4 protein-coding genes are annotated in these 3,392 nt (G+C 64.3%); 1 reads left to right on the top strand and 3 read right to left on the bottom strand.

Translation table 11 applies throughout. The features are described from left to right. Positions 1-201 precede the first annotated feature (201 nt). Together AC1VAN_RS15850 and AC1VAN_RS15845 are read right to left on the bottom strand one after the other, a co-directional pair. Complete coding sequence (locus AC1VAN_RS15850; protein WP_480986161.1) at positions 202-561, bottom strand: hypothetical protein; 360 nt, start codon at positions 559-561, stop codon at positions 202-204. Between the two features lie 551 nt (positions 562-1,112). Further along, on the bottom strand, positions 1,113-2,036 hold the full coding sequence (locus AC1VAN_RS15845) for a LysR family transcriptional regulator (RefSeq protein ID WP_480986160.1): 924 nt from the start codon (positions 2,034-2,036) through the stop codon (positions 1,113-1,115). 96 nt (positions 2,037-2,132) lie between these two features. Here AC1VAN_RS15845 and AC1VAN_RS15840 point away from each other — a divergent pair, with 96 nt between their 5' ends. Then, complete coding sequence (locus AC1VAN_RS15840) at positions 2,133-2,972, top strand: type 1 glutamine amidotransferase domain-containing protein (protein WP_442252352.1); 840 nt, start codon at positions 2,133-2,135, stop codon at positions 2,970-2,972. Between the two features lie 88 nt (positions 2,973-3,060). Here the strand turns inward: AC1VAN_RS15840 and AC1VAN_RS15835 are convergent. Beyond that, on the bottom strand, positions 3,061-3,392 hold a 332-nt coding region (locus tag AC1VAN_RS15835), incomplete at its 5' end, for a DNA/RNA helicase domain-containing protein (protein ID WP_480986159.1).

Below are 3,392 nucleotides of genomic sequence, written 5' to 3'. Positions count from 1 at the left end.
GTTTTGTTTGAGCACTCGCCTGAATTCAATCCAAGCGAGATTGTTAATCTATTCTCTGGGGTGATGGCAGAGCATTTCGATGGGGCCATCCAGGGAAAGGCTGAAATCGCCGCTTATGTGCAGAATTGAGTGCTTTCCTCGGATGAGGACAGAGCTCGTCGATGCTCCAAGACGTGTGCAGTAGGGCAATTTCCATGTTAATCATTCGCCCGGCCTAACCTCCCGACAAGCCCACTCAGCCAACCCCCGGCAAGCCAGAAACAGCCCATCAACCACCCCCTCATCCAGATGCCGCTYTGGTTCCGCTGCCACCCGGCAGCGGTCGGCCGAGTGCAGCACCTCAAGCACCGTCAGCAGCCCTACCAACGCGCGCTCGGTTCTTGCCAGGCTCACGCGGCGGCCGGGTGACACATCGTTCTCCGGCCAGGGCAGCCCATCAGCCCCCTCGCATCCGCGCATGCGCTTGAGAATGCCCAAGAAGGTGCTCAGGTCCGGCAGTGGCGTGTCGTCGTTGATGGGCTCAACAGCGGCGTACGAGGAGAAGGTTTCGGATTCGCTCATGGCGTCGGTTTCCTTGGCTGTGCTTAACAGCGCCACCGCGTAGGCGGGGTGGCGGACGATGCGTGGCTGCAAACCGGATGAAGCGACGTCATAAGCCGGTGAGCCCGAGGACTCCCACGCACCGCCCGCCATAAAGGCCGACGGATTGCCCGCCGGCACCGGTTAAGGACGGTGCCGACGGGCAAGCGTAAACAACAGACGTCGCATTCTTCGGGTTTGCAGACCCGGCCACCCGTTGTCGGTGGCGCGCCATGGTGTTTACGCCGTCACTCCGAATGCAAATCAAAATTCGCGAAGAAATCGCGGAATTCGAGAGCGAATATCTATTGTTGCACGCGCCCTTCGTGCAGCACGCGACGCCACAAGACGCATTCGTGCAGATGCTCTACTGATTGCGAATCAAAGTGGCGCAATCGCCCATGCCGCAAGCGAATAGTGCGATGGCCTTCTTTGCAACAGTTCTTAGTCCGCATCGGGTGGCCACGCCGCCTGATTTGCCGCGTGGTCCGAAAATCGGTTCAAACCCGACATCGCAAGTAGGCATCGCATCCTTAGCCGACGCCGTCCTCAGCCACCGCCGCATGCCCCACCAGCAACTCAATCATCGCTCGTGCCGCCGCCGACTGGCGCCGATGCGGTGCATAGATCACCGAGAACGGTCGCGATCTCCCCCGCAGCTGCGGCAGCACCTCCACCAGCTGCCCACGCTGCAATCGCTCGCGCACGATGAACTCATAGCTCTGGCAGATGCCGATGCCCTGTTCGGCCAACGACACCACGCCCAGCACATCGTCGGATGTCTCGATGGACGAACGCGGCAGCCAGTCCACGTCGCGCCCGCCGTCGCGGAAGATCCACGGCGCCAACCGCCCGGTGCGCGGCATCACGAAGGGCAGGCACAGGTGCTGCTGCAGGTCGTCCAGCGTCTGCGGCGTGCTGCGGCGCTGCAGGTAGCCCGGCGCGGCCACCAGCAGCAGCGGCGCGTCTTCCAGCTTGCGCGCCACCAGCCCGCTGTCCGGCAGCTGGCCCAGGCGGACGGCCAGGTCGAAGCCTTCGGCCACCAGGTCCACGTTGCGGTTGGTGATGTTCAGTTCCACCTGCACCTGCGGGTACTGCTGCGCAAAGCGCRCCAGCACGGCCGGCAGCCGGTAGTGGCCATAGGTGGTGGGCACGCTCAGGCGCACGCGGCCGGCCAGCGCACCGTCCTGGGCCAATACGTCGCGCTCGGCGTCGTCCAGCAGGCCGAAGGCGGTACGCACCTGTTCCCGGTAGAGCCGCCCGGCGTCGGTCAGGCCCACGCGGCGGGTGGTCCGCTGCAGCAGCTGCCGGCCCAGCCGCGCTTCCAGGCGGGTGACCGCGCGGCTCAGCACCGAGGGCGTGGTGGACAGCGCGACCGCGCCAGCCGTGAACGAGCCGTGCTCGACCACCGCCAGGAACACCTCCACATCGCCCAGGTAGTCGAACTTGCGGCTCATTTTGCTCTCCGGGGAACAGATGTTTTGCGATGGGGCCAATTTATCGCCGCTGGGGCGATGAATAAAGTGGCCGCCATTCCCCAATAGGAGCTCCCCATGAACCTGATGACCCGGCTGGCCGCAGCGCTGGCCCTGACCCTGGCCGCCAGCGGCGCGCATGCTGCCAACGTGCTGGTGGTGCTGTCCGACGAAAACCACCTGGACCTGAAGGATGGCAAGGTGCTGTCCACCGGCTTCTATCTCAACGAGCTGATGCAGCCGGTCAAGCTGCTGCTGGACGCGGGCCACGAGGTGACCTTCGCCACGCCGCAGGGGCGGGCACCGACGGTGGATGCGTCCTCGGTGACGCCGGCGTACTTCGGCAACGACGCCGCGCAGCTGACGCTGCACAAGGACCTGCTGGAGAAGCTGGCGCTGACCTCGCCGACGGCTTCGCCGGTGGTCAGCCTGGCGCGCATCGAGCAGCAGGGTTACGCGCGTTTCGATGCGGTCTACATTCCCGGTGGCCACGCGCCGATGCAGGACCTGCTGAAGAGCCCGGCACTGGGCCGGCTGCTGGTCGACTTCCACCAGCGCAACAAGACCACCGCGCTGGTCTGCCACGGGCCGATCGCGCTGCTGTCCACGCTGCCGGATGCTGAGGGCTTCGTGGCGAAGCTGGAAGCGGGTGCGATGCCGGCCACGCCGAAGTGGATCTACAGCGGCTACCAGATGACGGTGATCAGCAACCAGGAAGAAGAGCAGGCCAAGCCGCTGCTGGGCGGCGGCGAGATGAAGTTCTACCCGCAGACCGCGTTGCAGCGGGCGGGTGCGAAATTCAGCAGCAATGCCACGCCGTGGACGGGGCATGTGGTGGTGGATCGTGAGCTGATTACCGGGCAGAACCCGGCTTCGGCGTTGGAGGTGGGGCAGCGGTTGGTTGAGCGGTTGAAGTAAGGCTGCCGGCTCAGCGCGCTTTTCGTTATGAAGGATCACGCGCGCATTGCGCGGGACATGCCCCGAATGACCTGTGAGCTGGAGGCGCTCAGGCCTCCATCTCCGCAGCCTGTTCAACTGCTGCGGCATGCTGGAGTCGGGCCCTGAAGTAGGCGGCAACCTGCGGATCGGTCGCGTAGACGTAGCACCCCTTCATTCCGCGGGTCATCAAGGTACGGTAAGTGTTCTTGATGATGGTATCGGCCAGTTCGGCAGCGTGGGAGGGATGGGACTGGGATAGCTTCACGTAACCCTTCATCGTCTTGTCGTGCCTATCGCGCGCTCGAGGTACGGTCATGAGGGCGCCGTCCTCCATGACGAGGTCCGGCCCGATGATCACGCCGATGTAGTCGACCTCCAACCCTTGGCAAGTATGGATGC

Source organism: Stenotrophomonas sp. 05L44_2, from assembly GCF_056665995.1.
This window is presented reverse-complemented; position numbering and strand designations above follow the sequence as displayed.

Bases quoted from the DNA above. Each gene is read 5' to 3' on its own strand.
- AC1VAN_RS15840 (WP_442252352.1), top strand. From the start codon at position 2,133: ATGAACCTGATGACCCGGCTGGCCGCAGCGCTGGCCCTGACCCTGGCC.